Consider the following 23,622-nt stretch of genomic DNA (forward strand, 5'->3'; position numbering starts at 1 on the left):
CCCAATGCGTCCCCTCAAAGTCTTCCTCACCGGCGCCTCCAGCGGACTCGGCCAGGCGCTGGCGCGCGAATATGCGTCGCAGGGTTCTATCCTCGGTCTGGTAGCCCGGCGCGAGGATGCGTTGCGCGAATTCGTGGCGACGCTGCCCAACCCGGGCGCGGTGCGCATCTATGGCGCGGATGTGCGCGATGCCGACGCGATGGCGCGCGCGGCGGAAGACTTCCTCGGCCATTTCGGCTGTCCGGACGTGGTGATCGCCAATGCCGGCGTCTCGGTCGGCACCGTCGCCAGCGAACGCGAAGACCTGGATGCGTTCCGCCAGGTGATGGACACCAACTGGTTCGGCGTGCTGACCACGTTCCAGCCGTTCCTGCACGCGATGCAGCAGCGCGAACCCGGCCCCGGCGGCCGGCGCGGCACGCTGGTCGGCATCGCCAGCGTAGCCGGCGTGCGCGGGCTGCCGGGTGCCGGTGCATACAGCGCGTCGAAATCGGCAGTGATCAAGCTGCTGGAGAGCCTGCGGCTGGAGCAGCGCCCGCTTGGCATCCGCGTGGTTACGATCGCGCCGGGCTATATCCGCACGCCGATGACCGCGAAGAACCCGTACCGGATGCCGTTCCTGACCGATGCCGACGTGTTTGCGCGCAAGGCCGCGCGCGTGATCGCCGCCGGCCGGCGCTTCCGCGTGATTCCGTGGCAGATGGGCGTGGTGGCGGGGCTGATGCATGTGATGCCGCGCTGGCTGTACGACATGCTGGCGACCGGCGCGCCGCGCAAGCCGCGGCGCGGGGAAAGCAAGGAGCCCTGACGATGTGGACTGATGCCATTGGCCAGCAGCACGCTGCCGCGAGCGGAGAGGTGCGCATCGCCTCGCTGGTACCGTCGGTGACCGAACTGCTGTTCGCGCTCGGGCTGGCATCGCAGATGGTGGCGCGCACCGGCTTCTGCATCCATCCGGAACCGGCCGTGCGCGCGGTACCCAAGGTCGGCGGCACCAAGGACGTCAGGGTGGCGCGGCTGCGCGAGCTGGCACCCACGCACGTGGTGGTCAATATCGACGAGAACCGGCGCGAGACCGTCGACGAGATCCGCGCCTTCGTGCCCAACGTGATCGTCACGCATCCGTGCGCGCCGGAAGACAATCTGCCGCTGTACCGGCTGCTGGGCGGCATTTTTGGCCGCCATACCGAGGCCGAATCGCTGTGCGCGGCCTTGCAGGCCGAGCTGGATGCCATTCGCGCGCATGCCTGGCCGGCGCGCCGCGTGCTGTACGCGATCTGGCAGGACCCATGGATGACGGTGTCGCGCGACACCTATATCAGCCGCATGCTGGCGCTGGCCAACTGGCAGACCTGGCCGGGCGATGCGGGCGATGAAGGCGCCGTGCAGGCGTGCGCGGGCGGCGACTGCAGCCGCCCCAATGCGCCCGGCGAACGCTATCCCACTTTCCGCTGGAGCGATGCGCTGGTGCGCGAGCTCGACCTGGTGCTGCTGTCGACCGAGCCCTATCGCTTCACCGAAGACCACGCCGACGCGCTCGAGCGCCAGCTCGGCAAGCCGGTGCTGCTGGTCGACGGCGAAATGCTGTCGTGGTACGGCAGCCGCGCGGTGGACGGCGTGCGCTACATGGCGGCTCTGGCGGCCGCCAACTAGCCGGCTTTTTCAGTCGGCAATATCAGGCCGCCCGGAAGCGGTACACGCCGTCGTCATCCAGCTGCCGCACCAGTTCGCCGCGGTGCCACAGGCAGTGCAGGTGCGCCAGCGACTCGCCCATGGCGAAGGTCATCTGGTGGATGTCGAACTGGCGCTTGAAGATCACGCTGACGATATCGTGCGCGCAGCACGGCTTCTCGCGGCAGGCCTCCAGCGTTTCGGCCAGGCGGTCGGCGTGGTGCTCGCGCAGCTGCATGATGCGGGTATGCAGGTTGCGGAACGGACGGCCGTGCGACGGCAGGATCAGCACGTCCTGCGGCAGCGGCTCGTAGCGGGTGAGCGAATCCAGGTAGAGCTGCAGCGAATTGCCTTCCGGCTCCATGTCGAACACGCTGACATTGGTCGAGATGCGCGGCAGCACCATGTCGCCGGACACCAGCACGTTGGTCGCTTCGTTGTACAGCGCCACGTGCTCGGGCGAATGGCCGAAGCCGGTGATCACGCGCCAGCCCGAGGTGGCCGCATCGGTGCCGATGCGCACCGTGTCGCCTTCCATCAGGCGGCGGTACTGCGCAGGCAGGTCCGGCACCAGCGACGGGTAGTAGGTCTTGCGCGCGCGCAGCTTTTCCTGGCTGTCGGGATCGGTCAGGCCATGCCGCGCGAAGTGCGCGGCGGCCGCGTCGCCACCGGCGCTGGAACCGGCGCCAGTGCCGGTGCCCATCACGCGCGCGCTCATGTAGTCGCCCAGGCTCATCCACAGCCGCACGTCGAAGCGCTTGCACAGCCAGTGCGCCAGTCCGACGTGGTCGGGGTGGCTGTGCGTCACCAGCACGCGCACCACGGGCAGGCCTTCCAGCTCGTTGGCGAAGATGGTTTCCCAATGGGCCTTGATGGTGTCGTTGGTGATGCCGCAGTCGATGATGGTCCAGCCGTCGCGCCCGTCCAGGCGGTCGCGCAGCAGCCACAGGTTGATATGGTCGAGCGCGAACGGCAGCGGCATGCGCAGCCAATAGACGCCGGGGGCGACTTCCTGCTTGGTGCCAGGCTCGGGCATGGTGTCGCCGAACGGGTATTGGAGCTGGTGTTCGAGTGCGTTCATGAGGAGTCTCTTGTTCGAAGCCTTGTGCCTCGCCGGGTCGGGTGGCGGCGGGCGGGGGAAGGCGGGCTTTCTCGTTGCCAGGCGCGCGGGCGCCAATGCGTCGGTTCGCGCCAGTTGCCAGTCGCCGGGGTTGACGCTAACGTAAACGTCAACTCTGGCGGTTTGTCTCCATCTTAAGCGAAAACTTGACTTCGCAACGAACGACCGTTCACTTTACTGGGCGCATCCATGGCAGTCACGCAATCTCCCGCCTCCGCAACCTACACCATCACCGACCTCGCCCGCGAGTTCGATGTCACGCCTCGTGCCATCCGCTTCTACGAAGACCAGGGACTGCTGTCGCCGGAGCGCGAAGGCCCGGGCGGCCGCAAGCGGGTCTACAACAGCCGCGAGCGGACCCGGCTGAAGCTGACGCTGCGCGGCAAGCGGTTAGGGCTCACTCTCAACGAAATCCGCGAGATCCTGGACCTTTACGAGTCGCCGCGCGATACCGCCCCGCAACTCGAACGCTTCCTGGACGCGCTCGCCGCCCACCGCGGCGCGCTGGAACGGCAGATGGAAGACCTGCAGGCGCAACTCGCCGAGATCGACCAGCACGAGCGCCACTGCCGGGACCTGCTTGCCGCCCAGACCGGCGCCAAGCCCGCGGCAACGGAAGGCAGCGATGCGCCGGTCCGGAAGCGATCCGCCTGATGCATCACCTGGCACCGCTTTCGTGCCGATTCGGATTGACGTTTACGTAAACGTAAATAGAATACCCCAACGCCTCCACACCGGAACCCAGCCATGACGTCTGCCAACGCCAGTGCCGTCCCCGCCGAACGAGCCGAACTCGCCGAACCCGCAGCGCTGTCCGCCGCGCGCGCCGATGCCATCGCCACCAGTTTCTCGCGCCAGGGGCTGATGACCAGCTTCGGCGCCTCGCTGCAGCGGGTGGAGCGCGGCGAAGTCGAAATAGCGATGCCGTGGTCGGACGGCGTGACCCAGCAGCATGGCTTCTTCCACGGCGGCGCTGTCGGCGCGCTGGCCGACAGCGCCTGCGGCTATGCCGCGCTGTCGATGGTGGGCGAGGGCGAGGCGGGGCTGACCGCCGAATACAAGATCAACCTGCTATCCCCCGCGCAAGGCGAACGCCTGGTCGCGGTGGGGCGGGTGCTGAAGCCCGGGCGCACACTGATCGTGGCGCAGGGCGAGGTCTACGTCGAACAGCAGGGCCGCCGCAAGCAGGTGGCCACCATGCTGATGACGCTGTGCGTGGTCAAGACCCTGGACCACGTCTGAAGCACTCATACATACCGCATCCAACAGGAGACCGACATGACCGAACTGCCCGGCCTGAAATTCGACCTCGGCGAAGACATCGAGATGCTGCGCGATTCCGTGCGCACGTGGGCCCAGGCCGAACTGGCGCCGCGCGCGGGCGAGATCGACCGCACCGACCAGTTCCCGATGGACGCCTGGAAGAAAATGGGCGACCTCGGCGTGCTCGGCATCACCGTGGCCGAGGAATATGGCGGCGCCAACATGGGCTACCTGGCGCACATGATCGCGATGGAAGAGATCAGCCGCGCGTCGGCGTCGGTGGGCCTGTCATACGGCGCGCATTCCAACCTGTGCGTGAACCAGATCCACCGCAACGGCACGCCGGCGCAGAAGGCGAAGTACCTGCCGAAGCTGGTCTCGGGCGAATGGATCGGTGCGCTGGCGATGAGCGAGCCCAACGCGGGCTCGGACGTGGTCAGCATGAAGCTGCGCGCGGAATTCAAGGGTGATCGTTACGTGCTCAACGGCACCAAGATGTGGATCACCAACGGCCCGGATTGCGATGTGCTGGTGGTTTACGCCAAGACCGAGCCCGAGCTGGGCGCGCGCGGCATGACCGCCTTCATCGTCGAGAAGGGCATGAAGGGCTTCTCGGTGGCGCAGAAGCTGGACAAGCTGGGCATGCGCGGCTCGCACACTGGCGAGCTGGTGTTCGAGGACGTGGAAGTGCCGGCCGAGAACATCCTCGGGACCGAGAACAGCGGCGCGAAGGTGCTGATGAGCGGCCTGGACTACGAGCGCGCGGTGCTGTCGGGCGGCCCGGTCGGCATCATGCAGGCGTGCATGGACGTGGTCACGCCCTACATCCACGACCGCAAGCAGTTCGGCCAGAGCATCGGCGAGTTCCAGCTGATCCAGGGCAAGGTGGCGGACATGTACACCACGCTGCAGGCGGCGCGCAGCTACCTGTACACGGTCGGCAAGAACCTGGACGCGCTCGGCAGCGACCACGTGCGCCAGGTGCGCAAGGACTGCGCCGCGGTGATCCTGTACACGGCCGAGAAGGCCACCTGGATGGCGGGCGAGACCGTGCAGATCCTGGGCGGCAACGGCTACATCAACGAGTACCCGGCCGGGCGCCTGTGGCGCGACGCCAAGCTGTACGAGATCGGTGCGGGCACGTCGGAGATCCGCCGCATGCTGATCGGCCGCGAGCTGTTCGCGGAAACGATGTAACGGTGTGCCGGGGGCGCCGGAATCACCTGCGGCGCCCCCGGACATCCGGAGCGCTTCCCCGGAACCCATTTACAATCTCACTACCTGTCGCAAGACCGTCACGCAGTCGCCCCCGTCGACCCATGTCCCACTTCCCCAAACTGCTCTCCTCGCAGATTGCCTTCGATGTGGCGAGAACGATGCTCGACGGGTTCGACAAGCACTACCGCCTGTTCCGCGAGGTCAGCCACCAGGCCAAGCTCAAGTTCGAGTCCGGCGACTGGCACGGGCTGCAGCAGATCCAGCGCGACCGCATTGCCTTCTACAACGAGCGCGTGCGCGAATCGAGCATCATCCTGGAAGACGAATACGACGCCGAGAACATCGACGACGAGATCTGGCAGCAGATCAAGCTGCACTACATCGGGCTGCTGACCAACCACCACCAGCCCGAACTGGCCGAGACCTTCTTCAATTCGGTCTGCACGCGCATCCTGCACCGCTCGTATTTCAACAACGATTTCATCTTCGTGCGCCCGGCGATCTCGACCGAATACATCGAGAACGAGGAATCGCCGACGCGCCCGACCTTCCGCGCCTACTATCCGGGCAGCCGAGAGGGCATGGCGGCGTGTTTCGAGCGCATCGTGCACAACTTCCAGCTGGAGCGCCCGTTCGAAGACCTCACACGCGATATCGGCTATGTGGTGCGCGCCGTCAGCGAGCATTTCGGCGACTTCCGCATCGCGCCGAATTTCCAGGTCCATACGCTGTCGTCGCTGTTCTTCCGCAACAAGTCGGCCTTCATCATCGGCCGCATCCTGAACGGCGACCGCACCTTCCCGCTGGCGATCCCGATCGTGCACGGCCCTTCGGGCAAGCTGATGCTGGACTCGGTGCTGCTGAAGAAGGAACAGCTGCTGATCCTGTTCTCGTTCACGCATTCCTACTTCATGGTCGACATGGAGATCCCGTCGGCCTATGTGACCTTCCTGCGCGACATCATGCCGCGCAAGCCGCGCGCGGAGATCTACACCTCGCTGGGCCTGCAGAAGCAGGGCAAGAACCTGTTCTACCGCGACTTCCTGCACCACCTGCAGCATTCGTCGGACAAGTTCATCGTCGCGCCCGGCATCCGCGGCCTGGTGATGCTGGTGTTCACGCTGCCGTCGTACCCGTACGTGTTCAAGGTCATCAAGGACATTATCCCGGCGCCCAAGGACACCACGCGCGAGCTGGTCAAGTCCAAGTACCAGCTGGTCAAGCAGCACGACCGCGTCGGCCGCATGGCCGATACGCTGGAGTACTCCGACGTGGCCTTCCCGCTGTCGCGCTTCGACGAAGCGCTGGTGCGCGAGTTCGAGCAGCACGCGCCGTCGATGATCGAATACCAGCGCGGCAAGCAGGGCGGGGAGGAAATCGTGGTGCGCCACGTCTATATCGAACGCCGCATGACGCCGCTGAACATCTACCTGCAGGAAGGCTCCGACGAGCAGGTCGAGCACGGTGTGCTGGAATACGGCAACGCCATCAAGGAACTGATGGCCGCCAACATCTTCCCGGGCGACATGCTGTACAAGAACTTCGGCGTCACGCGGCACGGGCGCGTGGTGTTCTACGACTACGACGAGATCGAGTACCTGACCGACTGCAATATCCGCGAAGTGCCGCAGCCGCGCAACGAGGAAGAGGAGATGTCGGGCGAGGTCTGGTATACGGTGCGTCCGCACGATATTTTTCCCGAGACGTTCCGCACGTTCCTGCTGGGCGACACGCGCGTGCGCGCGGCGTTCCTGCGGCACCACTCGGATTTTTTCGACCCTGCCATGTGGCAGGGCCACAAGGACCGGCTGCTGGCCGGACATGTCCATGACTTTTTTGCCTATCACCCTACCGAGCGATTCATCAACCGCTACGGCGCTGCCGCTGAACTGCCTGCCGCCGACCCTGCAAGGAGAGTCGCATGAATGACGCCATCGCCCAGCTGTTCCGCAACAACCGCGAGTGGGTGGACCGCGTCAACGCGGAAGACCCTGCCTTCTTCACCCGCCTGGCCAACCAGCAGGCGCCGGAATACCTGTGGATCGGCTGCTCCGATTCGCGCGTGCCGGCCAACCAGATCCTGGGGCTGGCCCCGGGCGAGGTGTTTGTCCACCGCAATATCGCCAACGTGATCGCGCACAGCGACCTGAATGCGCTGTCGGTGATCCAGTTCGCCGTGGAAGTGCTCAAGGTGCGCCATATCACGGTGGTGGGTCACTACGGCTGCGGCGGCGTGAAGGTCGCGCTCAAGCGCGAGCGCATCGGCCTGGCCGACAACTGGCTGCGCCATGTGCGCGACGTGGCCGACAAGCACGAGGCCTATCTCGGCACCATCCTGCGCGAGGAAGATGCCCATACCCGCCTGTGCGAGCTGAACGTGATCGAACAGGTCAGCAATATCTGCCAGACCACGGTGATCCAGGACGCCTGGGACCGTGGCCAGGCTGTCACGGTGCACGGCTGGATCTACGGCGTGTCCGACGGCCTGCTGCGCGACCTGGGCATGGCCGCCAGCAACAACGACGAGCTGCACGAGCAACTGGCCGCGGCCTACCGCCAGTACGGCGATCCGCCGCAGGCGTCGATCCGCTGACGCGCTGCTCCGACACCAGACACCACTTACGCATACCCACCGATCCAGGAGACCCGACATGGAAGAGATCGTCATCGTTTCAGCCGCCCGCACGCCGATGGCTGCGTTCCAGGGCGAATTCGCCAGCGTGACCGCGCCGCAGCTCGGCGCCGTCGCCATCCGCGCGGCGGTCGAGCGCGCCGGCCTGAAGCCGGAGCAGGTCGAAGAAGTGGTGTTCGGCTGCGTGCTGCCCGCCGGCCAGGGCCAGGCGCCGGCACGCCAGGCAGCGCTGGGCGCGGGCCTGCCGCTGGGCGTGGGCTGCACCACCGTCAACAAGATGTGCGGCTCGGGCATGCGCGCGGCGATGACCGTCTATGACGGCCTGATCGCCGGCTCGTTCGACATCGCGATTGCCGGCGGCATGGAAAGCATGACCAACGCGCCATACCTGATCCCGAAGGGCCGTGGCGGCTACCGCATCGGCCACGGCATGATCTACGACCACATGATGCTGGACGGCCTGGAAGACGCCTACGACAAGGGCCGCGCCATGGGCACCTTCGGCGAGGATTGCGCCGCCAAGTACGGCTTCACGCGCGAGCAGCAGGATGAATTCGCGATGGAAAGCGTGCGCCGCGCGCAGGAGGCCACCGAGAAGGGCGATTTCCGCTGGGAGATCGCGCCGGTGACGGTATCGGGCAAGGGCGGCGACACGGTGATCGACACCGACGAAGGTCCGCGCCGCATCAAGCTCGACAAGATCCCGTCGCTGAAGCCGGCGTTTGCCAAGGACGGCACCATCACCGCCGCATCGTCGTCGTCGATCAACGACGGCGCCTCGGCACTGGTGATGATGCGCGCTTCCACCGCGAAGCGGCTGGGCCTGCAGCCGATCGCCCGCATGCTCGGCCACACCACGCACGCGCAGGCACCCGGCTGGTTCACCACCGCGCCGGTGGAGGCCATCGCCAAGCTGTACCGCAAGCTGGACTGGACCACTGACAATGTCGACCTGTTCGAGATCAACGAGGCCTTTGCCGTGGTGCCGATGGCCGCCATGCACGACCTGAAGATCCCGCGCGACAAGGTCAATATCCATGGCGGCGCGTGTGCGCTGGGCCATCCGATCGGGGCTTCGGGCGCGCGCATCATGACCACGCTGATCGGCGCGCTGCGCAAGACGGGCGGCAAGCGTGGCGTGGCGAGCCTGTGCATTGGCGGCGGGGAAGCGACGGCGGTGGGGATCGAGCTTCTGTAACGTCTCCTTCTCCGCTTGTGTGCTCCCCTCTCCCGCGTGCGGGAGAGGGGCTGGGGGTGAGGGCGGGCGCGTGCCAAGCATGACACGCCGCACTTCGTGGTAACGCCCGCCCTCACCCCAACCCTCTCCCGCAAGCGGGAGAGGGAGCAAGACAGTGGCAGTTTGCTGAACCGTGGCCAGCCGTACCGTTCGACGCGCCGGCCAGTTTGAGAAAGGAGCAACCCTTGCCAACCGCCCTCATCCTAGGTGCCTCCCGCGGCATCGGCCTGGAATTTGTCCGCCAGTACCGCGCCGACGGCTGGCGCGTCATCGCGGCGGCACGCACCCCTGAAGGCGTGGGCGCGCTGCAGGCGCTTGGCGCCGAAGCACACCACGTAGACCTGTCCGATCCCGGCGCGGTCGCCGGCCTGGGCTGGAAGCTCGATGGCGAAGCGCTCGACGTGGCGATCTACAACGCCGGCGTGATGGGCCCGCGCACCGAAGGCGCGCAGCCCGTGACGCCGCAGGACTTCGACCGCGTGATGCACGTCAACGTGCTCGGCCCGATGATGGCGCTGCCGCTGGTCCTGCCCTATGTCGAAGCCGGCCAGTCCGGCCATGGCGGTGTGCTGGCGGTGCTGTCCTCGCGCATGGGCAGCATCGGCGGCATGGAGCACAACAGCAGTTGGCTCTACCGCGTCAGCAAGGCCGGCGCCAACGCCGCACTGCGCGCGGTCTCGCTCGACGCGCGCCATGCCACCTGCGTCGCGCTGCACCCGGGCTGGGTCAAGACCGACATGGGCGGCCAGGAAGCCGACCTGAGCGTTCAGCAGAGCGTCAAGGGCATGCGCCAGGTGCTGGCCGGCGTCAAGCGTCGCGACAACGGCACCTTCCACAACTACGACGGCACGCCGATCCCCTGGTGATCGCGGCGCGCACGAACAACCGACCATCGACATGCTGCTGACCCCCGAACAGGAAATGATCCGCGACGCCGTGCGCCAGTTCGCGCAGGAGGTGATCGCGCCACAGGCCGCGCAGTGGGACCGCGACAAGACCTTCCCCAAGGACGTGCATCGCGAACTGGCGGCGCTGGGCGCCTACGGCGTGGCCGTGCCGGAAGAGTACGGCGGCGCGGGCCTGGACTACCTGTCGCTCGCGCTGATACTGGAAGAGATCGCGGCCGGCGACGGCGGCACTTCCACCGTCATCAGCGTCAACAACTGCCCGGTGTGCAGCATGCTGATGTCGTTTGCCAGCGAAGCCCAGAAGCAGCAGTGGCTGGTGCCGCTGGCGCGCGGCGAGATGCTCGGCGCATTCTGCCTGACCGAGCCGCACGTCGGCTCCGACGCGTCGGCGCTGCGCACCACCGCGGTCCGCGACGGCGACGACTACGTGCTCAACGGCGTCAAGCAGTTCATCACCAGCGGCCAGAATGCCGACGTCGCGATCGTGCTGGCGGTGACCGACAAGGCCGCCGGCAAGCGCGGCATCAGCGCGTTCATCGTGCCGACGTCGACGCCGGGATACGTAGTGGCGCGTCTGGAAGACAAGCTCGGCCAGCATTCGTCGGACACCGCGCAGATCCTGTTCGAGGACTGCCGTGTGCCGGCGGCCAACCTGCTGGGCGACGAGGGCGGCGGCTACAAGATGGCGCTGTCCGGGCTGGAAGGCGGGCGCATCGGCATTGCGTCGCAAAGCATCGGCATGGCGCGCGCGGCGTTCGATGCGGCGCTGGCGTATGCGAAGGAACGCGAGAGTTTCGGCCAGCCCCTGTTCCAGCACCAGGCGGTGCAGTTCCGGCTGGCCGAAATGGCCACGCGCATCGACGTCGCGCGCCAGATGGTGTGGCACGCCGCGGCGCTGCGCGACGCCGGCCGCCCGTGCCTGAAGGAAGCGGCGATGGCCAAGCTCTTTGCCAGCGAGATGGCCGAGCGGGTCTGCTCCGACGCGATCCAGGTGTTCGGCGGCTATGGCTATGTCAGCGATTTCCCGGTCGAGCGCATCTACCGTGATGTGCGCGTGTGCCAGATCTACGAGGGCACCAGCGATATCCAGAAGATCCTGATTGCGCGCGCACTTGCCTGATCATGGCTTAAACAGCGTACGATGATGCCAAGTGCCGCCGGCGCCCCCGGCAACAGGCGGCACGACTCCCGACTCCTGTCTCGCCAACCGAACCGCCAACACAAGAACAAGGCCCCCGACATGACCGCAGCGATCGATTTCTACTTCGATTTCTCCTCGCCCTACGGGTATTTCGCCAGCACCCGCATCGATGAACTGGCGCAGAAGTACGGCCGCATCGTCGCCTGGCATCCGATCCTGCTGGGAGTCGTGTTCAAGACCACCGGCGCATCGCCGCTGCCGCAGCTGCCGCTCAAGGGCGATTACAGCTGGCGCGATTTCGAGCGCACCGCGCGCTTCCACGGCATCGAGTACAAGCGGCCCACGCATTTCCCGCTGCCGACCACGCATGCCGCCCGCGCCATGCTGTGGCTGCAGAACCATCACGGCGACGATATCGCCGCGGGCTTCGCCAAGTCGGTGTACCGCGCGCTGTTCGTCGACGACATCAATATCGCCGAGCCGGCCGAGATCATGAAGCTGGCCGAGCCGCTGGGCATCGACGTGCAGGCCATGGATGCCGGCGCCACCAGCTACCAGATCAAGGACCAGCTCAAGGCCGAGATCGAGGTGGCGATGGCCAAGGGCGTGTTCGGCTCGCCCTTCGTCATCGTCGATGGCGAGCCCTTCTGGGGCTTCGACCGTTTCGAACAGGTCGAGGCGCACCTGAAGGCGCGCCGCCAGACCGAACTCCGGGCCGTACCTGGTGTAGCCAGCCTGGACAACAAGGAAAAGAAACCCGCATGACCGCAGTAACCCAGGGCCATTCCGGCCGCTTCGATTGCGTGATCTTCGACTGCGACGGCGTGCTCGTCGACAGCGAGCCGATCGTCAACCGCGTGCTCAACCAGATGCTGAACGAACTCGGCATCGAGATCTCGCTGGAAGACTCCACGCGCCTGTTCCTCGGCCGCGCCGTGCGCGAGGAACTTGACATGATCGAACGCATGCGCGGCTCGCCGCTGCCCGAGAACTGGCTGTCGACCTGGCTGGCGCGCCGCAACGCGGTGCTCGAGGCCGAAGTGGCGGCCGTGGCGCACGTGCGCGACGCCATCGGCAAGATCGCCGCCACCGGCATGCCGGTGTGCGTGGCGTCCGGCGCCGACCGCGTCAAGGTCAAGCTGCAGCTGATCAAGACCGGGCTGGTCGAACTGTTCCAGCAGGATGAGCGCGAACATATCTTCTCCGCCACCGAAGTGGCGCGCAGCAAGCCCGCGCCCGACGTGTACCTGCTGGCCGCGCGCACCATGGGCGTCGAGCCGACGCGCTGCGCCGTGGTCGAAGACAGCCCAACCGGCGTCACAGCCGGGGTGGCCGCGGGCATGACGGTGTTCGGCTACGCCGCGCGCAACGACGCCGCGTCGCTGCGCGAAGCGGGTGCGCACTCGCTCTTCACCGACATGCGCGAACTACCGGAGCTGGTGGGATGACAGCGCGCCGCCCGCCCAAGGCCGGTCCGGTTCCGTGCCCGTGCGGCGGCGCCGACTATGCCGCGTGCTGCGGCCGCTACCATCGCGGCGAGGCGCTGCCGCCCAATGCCGAGGCGCTGATGCGCTCGCGCTACAGCGCCTACGTGCTGAACGACACCGACTGGCTGCGCCAGACCTGGCATCCGTCCACCTGTCCGGCGGATCTTGCGCCGGACACCGCCACGCGCTGGCTCGGGCTGTCGGTGAAGGCGCACGCGCAGCAGGACGACACCCATGCCGAAGTGGAGTTCGTCGCGCGCTACAAGGTCGGCGGGCGCGCCTGGCGGCTGCACGAGCGCAGCCGCTTCGTGCACGAGCCGCGCGCGCCCGGTGAGACCGCGCGCTGGCTCTATGTGGATGGCGACATGATCGGGGAAGCGCCATGAGCATCGCCACATAGCGCGGCCTGCGCACCACGCACGCAGCGCAGGCTAAACGGATCCCCACCAAGACCCAAGCACGAAGAGACGATACGATGCCCACGCTGGAAACCAAACTGAACGCCCGCTCAGAATCGTTCAAGGCCAACGCCGATGCGATGCGGGAACTGGTGGCCGACCTCAAGGCGAAGATCGCAAGGCTGGCGCAGGGCGGCGGGGACGAGGCGCGCAACAAGCACCTGTCGCGCGGCAAGCTGCTGCCGCGCGACCGCGTGCAGATGCTGCTGGACCCGGGCACGCCGTTCCTGGAACTGTCGCAGCTCGCCGCTTACGACATGTATGACGATGCCGCGCCGGGCGCTGGCATCATCACCGGCATCGGCCGCGTGGCCGGGCAGGAATGCGTGATCGTGTGCAACGATGCCACCGTCAAGGGCGGCACCTACTACCCGATGACGGTCAAGAAGCACGTGCGCGCGCAGGAGATCGCCGAGCAGAACAACCTGCCGTGCATCTACCTGGTCGATTCCGGCGGCGCCAACCTGCCCAACCAGGACGACGTGTTCCCCGACCGCGACCACTTCGGCCGCATCTTCTACAACCAGGCCAACCTGTCCAAGCAGGGCATCCCGCAGATCGCGGTGGTGATGGGCTCGTGCACCGCCGGCGGCGCCTATGTGCCGGCGATGAGCGACGAGTCGATCATCGTCAAGAACCAGGGCACCATCTTCCTGGGCGGCCCGCCGCTGGTGAAGGCCGCCACCGGCGAGGAAGTCAGCGCCGAGGACCTGGGCGGCGCCGACGTGCATACGCGCCTGTCGGGCGTGGCCGACTACTTCGCGCAGAACGACCATCACGCGCTGAGCCTGGCGCGCAATATCGTGCAGCACCTGAACCGCCGCAAGCCGGACCAGATCCGCCTGCACGAGCCGGTCGAGCCGCTGTATCCGGTGGAAGAGCTGTACGGCGTGATCCCCACCGACACGCGCAAGCCCTATGACGTGCGCGAGGTGATCGCGCGCATCGTCGACGGCTCAGAGTTCGACGAGTTCAAGGCGCGCTACGGCACCACGCTGGTGTGCGGCTTCGCGCGCATCTGGGGCTACCCGGTCGGCATCGTCGCCAACAACGGCATCCTGTTTTCCGAGTCGGCGCTCAAGGGCGCGCACTTCATCGAGCTGTGCTGCCAGCGCAAGATCCCGCTGGTGTTCCTGCAGAACATCACCGGCTTCATGGTGGGGCGCAAGTACGAGAACGAAGGCATTGCCCGCAACGGTGCCAAGATGGTGACCGCGGTGGCGACGGCGCAGGTGCCCAAGTTCACGGTGATCATCGGCGGCTCGTTCGGTGCCGGCAACTACGGCATGTGCGGGCGCGCGTATTCGCCGCGCTTCCTGTGGATGTGGCCGAACGCGCGCATCTCGGTGATGGGCGGCGAGCAGGCCGCGAGCGTGCTGGCGACGGTGCGCCGCGATGGCATCGAAGCCAAGGGCGGCAAGTGGAGCGCGGAAGAGGAAGACGCCTTCAAGCAGCCGATCCGCGACCAGTACGAGCACCAGGGCCACCCGTACTACGCCAGCGCGCGCTTGTGGGACGACGGCGTGATCGATCCCGCGCAGACGCGCACGGTGCTGGGGCTGGGCCTGTCGGCCAGCCTGAACGCGCCGATCGAGGATATGAAGTTCGGCGTGTTCCGTATGTAGCGCCGTTACGGCATCGGCGCCGTCTGCTTTACTGGTTTCATCGGCTTCATCAGTTTCATCGGCTTCATCGGTTTTTTGGCTGCTACTTCCATGCGTTGCGTGACCCGTCTGCTTTCCTGCCTTGCCACGGTGCTGGCCTTGCTGCCGGCGCTGCCGGCGCCGGCGCAGACCGGGGTCGGCAGCGGGCAAGCCGCGCCGCGCATGCGCTTCACCGAGCAGGTGGTGATGCTGCCCAAGGCCGCGATCCCGTCGCGCATCGACCTGGAAGCGACGGTGTTCAAGCCGCCGGGAGAAGGGCCGTTCCCGCTGGTGGTGATCAACCACGGCAAGGCGCCGGGCCGGCCCTTTATGCAAGGGCGCGCGCGCTTTGCGGCGCAGAGCGCGGAGTTCCTGCGTCGCGGCTACGCGGTGGTGCTGCCGATGCGGCAGGGTTTCGCACGCTCGGGCGGCGCCTATGTGGGCGGCAGCTGCGACATCGAGGGCAATGGCATGATGCAGGCCGACGACGTGGTCGCCACGCTCGACTACATGGCCACGCTGCCCTATATCGACATGGAGCGCATCGTGGTGATCGGGCAATCGCACGGCGGGCTGACCACGATGGCCTTCAGCACCATCGGCTATCCCGGCGTGCGCGGCGTGGTCAATTTTGCCGGCGGGCTGCGCAACCTGAATTGCGCGGACTGGGAAGACCGGCTGGTCGACGCCTTCGCCAGCTATGGCAGCACGGCGCGCTACCCGTCGCTGTGGGTGTACGGCGACAACGACAGCTACTGGCCGGTGCCATTGCCCGGCCGCATGTTCAACGCATACAAGGCGCGGGCCAAGGGAGAAGCGGCCAGGGCGTGGCTGGTCGACGTGGGCGATTTCGGCAACGACTCCCACCGGCTGTTCAGCGCGCGCGAAGGCATCCCGCTGTGGCTGCCCGAGGTCGCCGCCTTCTTCCACTCTCTCGGCCTGCCGTTCGAGGCCGGCTCCTGAGCCATCCGCCAACCATTCAGACATCCGCCAACGGAGCGAACCATGGATTTCACCACCCTCACCGTCAATATCGCCAACCACGTCGCCACTGTGACGCTGAACCGGCCCGATGTGCGCAACGCCTTCAACGAGACCGTGATCGCCGAAGTCACCGGCGCTTTCCGCGCGCTCGGCGACATGGAAGAGGTGCGCGCCATCGTGCTGGCCGGCAACGGCCCGGCCTTCTGCGCGGGCGCCGACCTGAACTGGATGAAGAAGATGGCCGGCTACTCCGACGACCAGAACCGCGCCGACGCGCTGACGCTGGCGCAGATGCTGCATACGGTGTGGTCGTGCCCGCGCCCGGTGATCGCGCGCATCCAGGGCGACACCTACGCCGGCGGCATGGGGCTTGTCGCCGCGTGCGATATCGCGGTCGCCGCCGAGCACGCGCATTTCTGCCTGTCCGAGGCGCGCCTGGGACTGCTGCCCGCCACCATCAGCCCTTACGTGATCCGCGCCATGGGCGAGCAGGCGGCGCGCCGCTACTTCATCACCGCCGAACGATTCGACTCGGCCGAGGCGCTGCGGCTGGGCTTCGTGCATGCGGTGGTGCCGGCCGAAGCGCTCGACGCCAAGGTGGCCGAACTGGCGACCGCGCTGGTCGGCAACAGCCCGAACGCCGTGCGCGAGAGCAAGCGGCTGGTGCAGGATATTGCGGGGCGGGCGATCGACGACGACCTGCTGGCGGATACGGCTGACCGGATCGCGAAGATCCGGGCATCGGAGGAAGGGAAGGAAGGGGTGAGGTCGTTTTTGGAGAAGCGGACGCCGTCGTGGCGGCCGGCTTGAGGCAGGATTTCTACTACCCCGCTTGTTTGCTCCCCTCTCCCGCCAGGCGGGAGAGGGGAGTCATGCTGCAGCACACCGGACGCTTGCAGCACCGAAAAAAGCTTGCGGAATTTTGCGTGAAGATCGCAGCACGCTAGGCGCAAAACCAGTACTTCTGGCTGATAACATCCGTCAACTCCAGTCAACTATCCGCCAAATCAAAAAAACCGGGGACATTGCCAACCCCGATGGGACATTCATAACATGACCCTCCCGAACCCGTCCGCCCACGCCGCGCACCCCCGGCCCAGCCGGCAACGCCAGGCACCCCGGACGGCCAACAAAGGAGGGCTACCTTGGATCACCTGTCCCTTTCCCCAGGCGGCGCGCAGTCGCTGGGCCAGCGCAGCCGCAATGCGGTCTGGCACCCCTGCACCCGCCTGCGCCCGGATGACGACACCCTGCCGCTGGCGATCGTGCGCGGCGAAGGCCCGTGGCTGTTCGATGCCGATGGCCGCCGCTATTTCGACGCCACCAGCTCGTGGTGGGTCAACCTGTTCGGCCACGCCAACCCGCGCATCAACGCCGCGCTGGCGAGCCAGCTGGAGACGCTCGAGCATGTGATGCTCGCCGGCTGCACGCACGCCCCCGCAGTGGAGCTGGCCGAGCGCCTGTCCGCGCTGAGTGGCGGCGCGCTCGGCAATGTGTTCTACGCCTCGGATGGCGCCTCGGCGGTCGAGATCGCGCTGAAGATGAGCTTCCACTACTGGCGCAACACCGGACTGCCGGCCAAGCGGGAGTTCGTCTGCCTGCGCAACGGCTACCACGGCGAGACCGTGGGCGCGCTCGCGGTGACCGACGTGGAGATCTTCCGCGACGCCTACGACCCGCTGATCCGCCGCGCCCATGTCGTGATGTCGCCCGACGCGCGCCAGGCCGGGCGCGGTGAATCCGCCGCCGGCGTGGCCGCGCGCGCGCTGGCGGAGCTGGAAGCGCTGCTGCGCGAGCGCGCCGGCCAGATCGCCGCGCTGATCGTCGAGCCGCTGGTGCAGGGCGCCGCCGGCATGGCGATGCATGACCCGTCCTATCTCGACGGCGCGCGCGCGCTGTGCGATCGCTACCGGGTGCACCTGATCGCCGACGAGATCGCGGTTGGCTGCGGACGCACCGGCACCTTCTTCGCATGGGAGCAGTCGCGCGGCGAGGCATCGGCCGAGACACCGCTGCCCGCGCATGCGTGGCCCGATTTCCTGTGCCTGTCCAAGGGCATCAGCGGCGGCTACCTGCCGCTGTCGCTGGTGCTGTCGCGCCCGGAAATCCAGCGTGCCTTCGTCGCCGACGAACTGGCGCGCAGCTTCCTGCATTCGCACTCGTACACCGGCAACCCGCTGGCCTGCCGCGCCGCGCTGGCCACGCTCGACCTGTTCGAGCAGGACAACGTGATCGAACAGAACCGCGAACGCGCGCGCTGGCTGGCCGACGCGATGGCGCCGCTGGCTGCCGATGCGCGCCTGCAGCACGTGCGCCAGCGCGGCCTGGTCTGGGCCGCCGACGTGCGCGACGACGTGGCCGGCGCCGATTTCTCATCGCGCTTCCACCATGCCGCGCGCACGCGCGAACTGCTGGTGCGGCCGATCGGCAATACGCTGTACGTACTGCCGCCCTATGTCTTCGATGCCGCGCAGGCAGGCTGGCTGGGCCAGCAGCTGCTGGCCACGCTCGACGATGTCACCACCAGCGCCGAGGTCCGCCATGCTGCTTGAACAACTGAAACAGGCCGCCGCGCAGCGCCAGCAACTGGCGCTGACGCGCCGCCGCCGCATCGCCCACACCGCGTGCGCGCCGCACCAGGCCGTGGGTGCCGTCGATGCCCAGCCGCAGCCGCTGCTGACTTTCTGCAGCAACGATTACATGGGGCTGGCCAACCATCCGAAGGTGATCGCCGCGCTGGCGGAAGGCGCGCACCGCTACGGCGCCGGCAGCGGCGCGTCGCACCTGGTCAGCGGCCACTCGCTGGCGCATGCGCAGCTGGAGGAAGAGCTGGCACGCTGGTTCGCGCCGCATATCCCGCACGCGCAGACGCTGTACTTCTGCACCGGCTACATGGCCAACATGGCGGTGCTGACCGCGTTGGGCACGGCCGGCGCGACGCTGTTCTGCGAATCGCTCAACCACGCCTCGCTGATCGACGGCGCCCGGCTGGCACGCGCCGACGTGCAGCGCTATCCGCATTGCGATACCGCCGCGCTGGGGGCGCTGCTGGCGGCGAGCACCAGCGAGCGCAAGCTGATCGTCACCGACAGCGTGTTCAGCATGGATGGCAATGTCGCCCCGCTGCGCCGGCTGCTGGAGCTAGCCGAGCGCTACGACGCGTGGATCATCGTCGACGACGCGCACGGTTTCGGCGTGCTGGGCGAACAGGGCCACGGCGTGCTGGAAGCGCTGGGGCTGTCGTCCGAGCGCTTTATCTACATCGGCACGCTCGGCAAGGCCGCCGGCGTGGCAGGCGCTTTCGTCGCCGCGCACGAGACCGTGATCGAGCACCTGGTCAACACCGCGCGGCCGTATATCTACACCACGGCGGCGCCGCCGGCGGTGGCGCACGCGTTGCTGGCCAGCCTGGCAATCATCGAAGGCGAGGAAGGCCGGCAACGCCGTGCGCAACTGGCGCGCTGCATCGCGCTGCTGCGCGAGGGCCTGGCCCGGCTGGCCGCCAGCGCCGGCTGGTCGCTGGGCGAGAGCCAGACCGCGATCCAGCCGCTGATCATCGGCGACAACGCCGCGTCGCTGGCGCTGTCGGCGGCGCTGGAAGCCGTCGGCATCCGCGTTGGCGCGATCCGGCCGCCGACTGTGCCGGAGGGCACGGCGCGGCTGCGCATCACGCTGTGCGCCGCGCACGACGAGGCCGACGTGCGCCGCCTGCTCGACGCGCTGTCCGAGGCAATGCCGCGCAAGGAGGCAGCGTGACCGCGCCGCGCAGCTTCGCCTGCTTCGTCACCGGCACCGATACCGGCGTCGGCAAGACCCACGCCAGCGCCACGCTGCTGCACGCCCTCAACGGCGCCGGCTACCGCACCGCGGGCATGAAGCCCGTCGCCAGCGGCAGCGAATGGCGCGACGGCCACTGGCACAACGACGACGTGGCGCAGCTGCGCGCCGCCAGTTCGGTGACGGTGCCGCTCGGCCTTACCTGCCCGTTCCTGCTGCGCACGCCTTGCTCGCCGCACCTGGCCGCCGCGCAGGAAGGGGTGCGCATCACGCGCGCGCCGATCCGCGACGCGTTCGACGCGCTGCGCCGCCAGGCTGACGCCGTGGTGGTCGAGGGCGTGGGCGGGTTCCACGTTCCGCTCGACGCCGGCGCGGTGCGCTGGAGCACCGCCGACCTGGCCGTGATGATGGGTTTGCCGGTGGTGATGGTAGTCGGCATCCGACTGGGCTGCCTCAACCACGCCGTGCTGACCGCCGAGGCGATCCGCGCGCGCGGCCTGGTGCTGGCCGGCTGGATCGCCAACCGGGTCGACCCCGACATGCTGCTCGCCGACGAGAACATCGCCACGCTGCATGCGTCGCTGGACGCGCCGTGCCTGGGCGAGCTGCCCTGGCAACTCGAGCCCGCCTCCGCCGCGATGCGGCTCGACCTCGCGCCGCTGTTCGCCGCCACCGCCAAATCCCAGGCCGAGGCCGCCGGCCTCGCTGCCTGAACCACAATTCGACTGAAAAAAACATGACCCAAGCCCACACCGTTACCACCATCTCCGCCGAATCGCTGCGCCAGACCGCACGCCAGCACGCATTGCCCGACGACGCCAAATGGCGTGTCGACGACGTCGCCGCGCTGTTCGCGCTGCCGTTCAACGACCTGCTGTTCCGCGCCCAGCAGGTGCATCGCGAGAACTTCGACGCCAACACCGTGCAGCTGTCGACGCTGCTGTCGATCAAGACCGGCGGCTGCGAGGAGGATTGCGGCTATTGCCCGCAAAGCGCGCACCACGACGCCGGCGTCAAGGCCGAGAAGCTGATGGCGCTGGACGAGGTGCTCGACGCCGCGCGCGCCGCCAAGGCCAACGGCGCCACCCGCTTCTGCATGGGCGCCGCCTGGCGCAGCCCCAAGGACCGCCACCTCGAGCCGGTGATGGACATGGTGCGCGAGGTCAAGGCGATGGGCCTGGAGACCTGCGTCACGCTGGGCATGCTCAAGGCCGAGCAGGCGCAGCAGCTCAAGGACGCCGGGCTGGACTACTACAACCACAACCTGGATACCTCGCCCGAGTTCTACGGCAAGATCATCACCACGCGCACCTACCAGGATCGGCTCGACACCATCGGCCATGTGCGCGAGGCCGGCATCAACGTCTGCTGCGGCGGCATCGTCGGCATGGGCGAATCGCGCGAGGCGCGCGCCGGCCTGATCGCCCAGCTGGCCAATATGGACCCGTACCCGGAATCGGTGCCCATCAACAACCTGGTGCAGGTCGAAGGCACCCCGCTGGCCGGCACCGAGGCGCTGGACCCGTTCGAGTTCGTCCGCACCATTGCCGTGGCCCGCATCACCATGCCCGGGGCGATGGTGCGCCTTTCCGCCGGCCGCGAGGCCATGGACGAGGCCTTGCAGGCCCTGTGCTTCATGGCCGGCGCCAATTCCATCTTCTACGGCGAAAAGCTGCTGACCACCGGCAACCCGCAGGCCGACCGCGATCGCGCCCTGCTGGCCCGCCTGGACATCCGCGCGGAGGGGTACGCGGGATAATTGCGCGGAATAGTTACGCGGCATGGTTGCGCGGCATGGTTGCGCCGGATAGCGACGCGGAATTAACCCATTGGACACCTCCCCGCCGTAAGATGCCGATAACGGCATAACAAGGAGGGAGCCATGTTCAGCAAGATCCTGATCGCAAACCGCGGCGAGATCGCCTGCCGTGTCGCCGCTACCTGCCGCCGGCTCGGCATCCGCACCGTCGCGGTGTACTCGGATGCCGACGCCGATGCGCGCCACGTCGCCTTCTGCGACGAGGCCGTCCATATCGGCGGCGCCGCCGCGCGCGACAGCTACCTGCGCGCCGACCACATCATCGCGATGGCCAGGGAAACCGGCGCCCAGGCGATCCACCCGGGCTACGGCTTCCTGTCCGAGAACGAAGCCTTCGCCGAGGCCTGCGCGGCGGCGGGGCTGGTCTTCATCGGCCCGCCGGCTTCCGCCATCCACGCGATGGGCAGCAAGAGTGCGGCCAAGCAGCTGATGGAAAAGGCGTCGGTGCCGCTGGTGCCCGGCTACCACGGCGAAGACCAGGACCCGGCGCTGCTGCGCCGCGAGGCCGACCGCATCGGCTACCCCGTGCTGCTCAAGGCCAGCGCGGGCGGCGGCGGCAAGGGCATGCGCGTGGTCGAGTCGGGCGAGGGCTTCGAGGCCGCGCTGGCGTCGGTCAAGCGCGAGGCCAGCGCCAGCTTCGGCGACGACAAGGTGCTGGTCGAGAAGTACCTGACCCGCCCGCGCCATATCGAGATCCAGGTGTTTGCCGACACGCACGGCAACTGCGTCTACCTGTTCGAGCGCGACTGCTCGGTGCAGCGCCGGCACCAGAAGGTGCTGGAAGAGGCGCCCGCGCCGGGCATGACCGAAGCGCGCCGCCGCGCCATGGGCGAGGCCGCCGTGGCCGCCGCCAAGGCCGTAGGATACGTCGGCGCCGGCACCGTCGAATTCATCGCCAACCAGGACGGTTCCTTCTACTTCATGGAGATGAACACGCGCCTGCAGGTCGAGCACCCGGTCACCGAGATGATCACCGGGCAGGACCTGGTCGAATGGCAGCTGCGCGTCGCCGCCGGCGAGCCGCTGCCGCTGACGCAGGACCAGCTGCGCATCGACGGCCACGCGCTGGAAGCGCGCATCTACGCCGAGAACCCCGACAAGCAGTTCCTGCCCTCTACCGGCAAGCTGCGCTTCCTGCGCACGCCGCCGGCGGTGCAGTTCATGCGCGGCGAGGATGCTCATGGCCCGGCCGGCATCCGCATCGATGCCGGCGTGCGCGAGGGCGACACCATCAGCCCGTTCTACGACCCGATGATCGCCAAGCTGATCGTGTGGGGCAAGGACCGCGACGAGGCGCTGGCGCGCATGCGGCAGGCGCTGGCCGCCTATCACGTGGTGGGCCTGTCGACCAACGTGGCGTTCCTGCAGCGGCTGGTGTCATCGCAGGCGTTCCGCACCGCCGACCTCGATACCGGACTGATCGAGCGCAACGAGAAGACCCTGTTCCCGCCGCCGGCGCCAGTCGGCATGGAAATCATCGCGCTGGCCGTCGCCGCGCTGCTGGACCGCGAGGCGCGCGAACTGCGCATCGACGCCGCCGATCCGCACTCGCCGTGGACCCACGGCGGCGCCTGGCGGCTCAATGGCGGCGTCTCGCGCCAGCTGCGCTTCGGCTACGGCGACCATGTGCTCGACGTGACGCTGAACACCAATGCGCGCGGCAGCACGCTGATCTACGCCGACCAGGCCGCGCCCTTCGCCAGCACCTGCCAGGCCGACGACCTGCGCGTCAACCTCGGCACCCGCCGTGCGCATGGGCAGGTGCACAGCGATGGCGAGACCTTCCATGTGTTCTATGCCGGGCGGCATGTCGCGCTGGCGTGGCTCGACCCGCTGGCCCATGCCGGCGAATCCGAGAGCGAGGGCGGCAAGCTGACCGCGCCGATGCCCGGCAAGGTCATCGCAGTGATGGTCGAGGCGGGCAGCACGGTCACGCGCGGCACGCCGCTGCTGGTGATGGAAGCAATGAAGATGGAACACACCATCAGCGCGCCGGCCGATGGTGTGGTCAGCGAAGTGCTCTACGGGGTGGGCGAGCAGGTGGCCGAAGGGGCGCAACTGCTGGCGTTCGAGGGCAAGTAAGGGGCCAAGTAAGGGGCCAAGTAAGGGGCCAAGTAAGGGGCCAGGTAAGGGGCCAGGTAAGGGCGCGCACGGACGGGGTCCGGCCCGAGGCCTGACCCCGATCGCATTCCTCTGCCAAAATAGGCTTTTGAGCGATCAACGCCTGCCGTTGGTCCCGCGCACGGGGAAACGGCAATGGACGC

Annotated in this window: 22 protein-coding genes; 21 read left to right on the top strand and 1 reads right to left on the bottom strand. The window is 67.7% G+C overall.

Annotated elements, in window-relative coordinates:
- Positions 1–4: 4 nt before the first annotated feature.
- Together VSR71_RS19760 and VSR71_RS19765 are read left to right on the top strand one after the other, a co-directional pair.
- On the top strand, positions 5–808 hold the full coding sequence (locus VSR71_RS19760; protein WP_342915536.1) for an SDR family oxidoreductase: 804 nt from the start codon (positions 5–7) through the stop codon (positions 806–808).
- A gap of 2 nt (positions 809–810) precedes the next feature.
- Positions 811–1,653: a helical backbone metal receptor gene (locus VSR71_RS19765; protein WP_342915537.1), complete on the top strand. Its 843-nt coding sequence runs from the start codon at positions 811–813 to the stop codon at positions 1,651–1,653.
- A 22-nt stretch (positions 1,654–1,675) separates the two neighbouring features.
- Here VSR71_RS19765 and VSR71_RS19770 read toward each other — a convergent pair whose 3' ends face one another.
- The gene (locus VSR71_RS19770) at positions 1,676–2,752 is read right to left on the bottom strand and encodes an MBL fold metallo-hydrolase (protein WP_342915538.1); all 1,077 of its coding nucleotides are present in this window, start codon (positions 2,750–2,752) and stop codon (positions 1,676–1,678) included.
- Between the two features lie 228 nt (positions 2,753–2,980).
- On the opposite strand from VSR71_RS19770, the gene VSR71_RS19775 reads away from it, so the two are divergent.
- The 19 genes from VSR71_RS19775 to VSR71_RS19865 all read left to right on the top strand — a co-directional run bounded on the left by VSR71_RS19775 (position 2,981) and on the right by VSR71_RS19865 (position 23,440).
- Positions 2,981–3,445 (top strand): MerR family DNA-binding transcriptional regulator, encoded by a 465-nt coding sequence (locus VSR71_RS19775; protein WP_342915539.1) that lies wholly within the window; start codon positions 2,981–2,983, stop codon positions 3,443–3,445.
- A gap of 93 nt (positions 3,446–3,538) precedes the next feature.
- Positions 3,539–4,033, top strand: coding sequence for a PaaI family thioesterase (locus VSR71_RS19780; protein ID WP_342915540.1), 495 nt, complete (start codon positions 3,539–3,541; stop codon positions 4,031–4,033).
- A gap of 36 nt (positions 4,034–4,069) precedes the next feature.
- Positions 4,070–5,251 carry an isovaleryl-CoA dehydrogenase gene (locus VSR71_RS19785; protein WP_342915541.1) on the top strand — a complete coding sequence of 394 codons (1,182 nt, stop codon included), beginning with the start codon at positions 4,070–4,072 and terminating at the stop codon, positions 5,249–5,251.
- Positions 5,252–5,373: 122 nt separating this feature from the next.
- On the top strand, positions 5,374–7,197 hold the full coding sequence (gene aceK / locus VSR71_RS19790; RefSeq protein WP_342915542.1) for a bifunctional isocitrate dehydrogenase kinase/phosphatase: 1,824 nt from the start codon (positions 5,374–5,376) through the stop codon (positions 7,195–7,197).
- Positions 7,194–7,865, top strand: a complete 672-nt coding sequence (gene can, locus VSR71_RS19795; RefSeq protein ID WP_063239875.1) for a carbonate dehydratase — start codon at positions 7,194–7,196, stop codon at positions 7,863–7,865. The genes aceK and can overlap by 4 nt, the downstream gene beginning before the upstream one ends.
- 58 nt (positions 7,866–7,923) lie before the next feature.
- A complete protein-coding gene (locus tag VSR71_RS19800) occupies positions 7,924–9,102 on the top strand; it encodes an acetyl-CoA C-acetyltransferase (protein WP_342915543.1) in 1,179 nt (392 codons plus the stop codon).
- A gap of 224 nt (positions 9,103–9,326) precedes the next feature.
- Complete coding sequence (locus VSR71_RS19805; RefSeq protein ID WP_342915544.1) at positions 9,327–10,007, top strand: SDR family oxidoreductase; 681 nt, start codon at positions 9,327–9,329, stop codon at positions 10,005–10,007.
- Between the two features lie 31 nt (positions 10,008–10,038).
- Entirely contained in the window at positions 10,039–11,169 is a 1,131-nt protein-coding gene (locus VSR71_RS19810; protein WP_209765405.1) for an acyl-CoA dehydrogenase family protein, read from the top strand.
- 120 nt (positions 11,170–11,289) lie between these two features.
- Complete coding sequence (locus VSR71_RS19815) at positions 11,290–11,955, top strand: 2-hydroxychromene-2-carboxylate isomerase (protein WP_342915545.1); 666 nt, start codon at positions 11,290–11,292, stop codon at positions 11,953–11,955.
- Positions 11,952–12,638, top strand: coding sequence for an HAD family phosphatase (locus VSR71_RS19820; protein ID WP_342915546.1), 687 nt, complete (start codon positions 11,952–11,954; stop codon positions 12,636–12,638). Before VSR71_RS19815 ends, VSR71_RS19820 begins: the two co-directional genes overlap by 4 nt.
- Positions 12,635–13,063: a YchJ family protein gene (locus VSR71_RS19825; protein ID WP_342915547.1), complete on the top strand. Its 429-nt coding sequence runs from the start codon at positions 12,635–12,637 to the stop codon at positions 13,061–13,063. Before VSR71_RS19820 ends, VSR71_RS19825 begins: the two co-directional genes overlap by 4 nt.
- A gap of 89 nt (positions 13,064–13,152) precedes the next feature.
- Positions 13,153–14,760, top strand: a complete 1,608-nt coding sequence (locus VSR71_RS19830; protein WP_342915548.1) for a carboxyl transferase domain-containing protein — start codon at positions 13,153–13,155, stop codon at positions 14,758–14,760.
- Between the two features lie 90 nt (positions 14,761–14,850).
- Entirely contained in the window at positions 14,851–15,741 is an 891-nt protein-coding gene (locus VSR71_RS19835; RefSeq protein ID WP_342915549.1) for a dienelactone hydrolase family protein, read from the top strand.
- Positions 15,742–15,783: 42 nt separating this feature from the next.
- The gene (locus tag VSR71_RS19840; protein WP_342915550.1) at positions 15,784–16,572 is read left to right on the top strand and encodes an enoyl-CoA hydratase/isomerase family protein; all 789 of its coding nucleotides are present in this window, start codon (positions 15,784–15,786) and stop codon (positions 16,570–16,572) included.
- A 335-nt stretch (positions 16,573–16,907) separates the two neighbouring features.
- Positions 16,908–18,314 carry an adenosylmethionine--8-amino-7-oxononanoate transaminase gene (bioA, locus tag VSR71_RS19845; RefSeq protein WP_342915551.1) on the top strand — a complete coding sequence of 469 codons (1,407 nt, stop codon included), beginning with the start codon at positions 16,908–16,910 and terminating at the stop codon, positions 18,312–18,314.
- Positions 18,304–19,518, top strand: coding sequence for an 8-amino-7-oxononanoate synthase (gene bioF / locus VSR71_RS19850; RefSeq protein WP_342915552.1), 1,215 nt, complete (start codon positions 18,304–18,306; stop codon positions 19,516–19,518). Before bioA ends, bioF begins: the two co-directional genes overlap by 11 nt.
- On the top strand, positions 19,515–20,252 hold the full coding sequence (gene bioD, locus VSR71_RS19855) for a dethiobiotin synthase (RefSeq protein WP_342915553.1): 738 nt from the start codon (positions 19,515–19,517) through the stop codon (positions 20,250–20,252). The genes bioF and bioD overlap by 4 nt, the downstream gene beginning before the upstream one ends.
- Before the next feature lie 23 nt (positions 20,253–20,275).
- A complete protein-coding gene (gene bioB / locus VSR71_RS19860; RefSeq protein ID WP_342915554.1) occupies positions 20,276–21,298 on the top strand; it encodes a biotin synthase BioB in 1,023 nt (340 codons plus the stop codon).
- Positions 21,299–21,421: 123 nt separating this feature from the next.
- On the top strand, positions 21,422–23,440 hold the full coding sequence (locus tag VSR71_RS19865; protein ID WP_342915555.1) for an acetyl/propionyl/methylcrotonyl-CoA carboxylase subunit alpha: 2,019 nt from the start codon (positions 21,422–21,424) through the stop codon (positions 23,438–23,440).
- Positions 23,441–23,622 lie beyond the last annotated feature (182 nt).

Origin of the sequence: Cupriavidus oxalaticus (assembly GCF_038900635.1) — a bacterium.
Classification (GTDB): domain Bacteria; phylum Pseudomonadota; class Gammaproteobacteria; order Burkholderiales; family Burkholderiaceae; genus Cupriavidus; species Cupriavidus oxalaticus_B.